Source organism: Nocardia sp. NPDC004722 (genome assembly GCF_053601505.1).
Genome location: NZ_JBSGBY010001078.1, coordinates 1 through 1322, shown reverse-complemented (window position 1 = coordinate 1322; position 1322 = coordinate 1). Strand labels below are relative to the sequence as shown.

Sequence of the window (1322 nt, the reverse complement as noted above, 5' to 3'; positions counted from 1 at the left end):
CTGAATTCGTTCTGGTCGGGGCTGCTGCTCATCATCGCCGCGGTCGCCCAATTGTTCTGCGGCTACGCCTCGGTGACCGCGGCCTCGCGCATGCTGTTCGCCTTCTCCCGCGACGGCGCGGTGCCCGGGTCGAAGCTGTGGGCGAAGCTTTCGGCGCGCAAGGTGCCGGTGAACGCGGTGCTGTTCGTGTCGGTGTTCGCGTTCATCCTGCTGATCCCGTCCATGCTGGTGCCCGAAGCCAACGCCCCGACCGCCTACGCCGCCGCCACCTCGGTGGCCACCATCGGCCTGTACATCGCCTACGGTCTGCCGGTGCTGCTGCGGCTGCGCCACGGTGACCGATTCCAAACCGGCCCTTGGCAATTGGGGCGCTGGTATCTGCCGGTCGGGGTGATCTCGCTGATCTGGATCGTGTTCATCAGCGTGCTGTTCATCCTGCCCACCGATGATCACGGCTATCCGTGGGTGGACGGATTCACCTGGAACGCGGTGAATTACGCCCCGATCACCCTGGTCGGCGTGGTCGGGGCGATCGCGATCTGGTGGTTCGTCTCGGCGCGGCGCTGGTTCACCGGCCCCAAGCGGACGGTGGAGGACCCGCCGGGGGCCGAAACCCCCGTCGGCGCCGCGTAATCCAACTACAGCGGGGTGACGTACGCCCCGGAGATGCCGCCGTCGACCAGGAACTGCGAGGCGGTGATGAAGGAGGAATCGTCGCTGGCGAGGAAGGCCACGGCGGCGGCGATCTCCTCCGGCTCGGCGAAGCGGCCGGTGGGAATGTGGACCAACCGGCGCGCGGCGCGTTCGGGATCCTTGGCGAACAGCTCCTGCAACAGGGGAGTGTTGACCGGTCCCGGACACAGCGCGTTGACCCGAATACCCTGGCGCGCGAACTGCACTCCGAGTTCACGGCTCATGGCCAGCACGCCGCCCTTGGAGGCGGTGTAGGAGATCTGCGAGGTCGCCGCGCCCATGACCGCGACGAAGGACGCGGTATTGATGACCGAGCCCTTGCCACGCTCGAGCATGTGCTCGATGGCGTACTTGCTGCACAGGTAGACCGAGGTCAGATTGACCTCCTGCACCCGCCGCCACGCCTCGATCCCGGTGGTGAGGATCGAATCGTCCTCCGGCGGTGAGATTCCCGCGTTGTTGAAGGCGATGTCGAGGCCGCCGTAGGTGTCGACGGCCGTCTGGAACATGGCCCGCACCTGCTCCTCGTCGGTGACCCCGCCGATGCAAAAGCCGCAGGTCAAGCCGTGGCAGCCGGTGTGGTGGGTGATCTTGTCTCTGCTGACCCTGCTGTTCGGCATCATGGCCAT

2 protein-coding genes are annotated in these 1322 nt (G+C 66.6%); one reads left to right on the top strand and one right to left on the bottom strand.

Annotation, left to right across the window (positions count from 1 at the left end):
* The coding region (locus ACWELQ_RS45830; RefSeq protein WP_452403217.1) for an amino acid permease at positions 1-633 on the top strand (633 nt) is incomplete at its 5' end.
* A 5-nt stretch (positions 634-638) separates the two neighbouring features.
* Here ACWELQ_RS45830 and ACWELQ_RS45825 read toward each other — a convergent pair.
* Positions 639-1322, bottom strand: a 684-nt coding sequence (locus ACWELQ_RS45825) for a 3-oxoacyl-ACP reductase (protein WP_452403216.1), incomplete at its 5' end; no start/stop codon positions are given.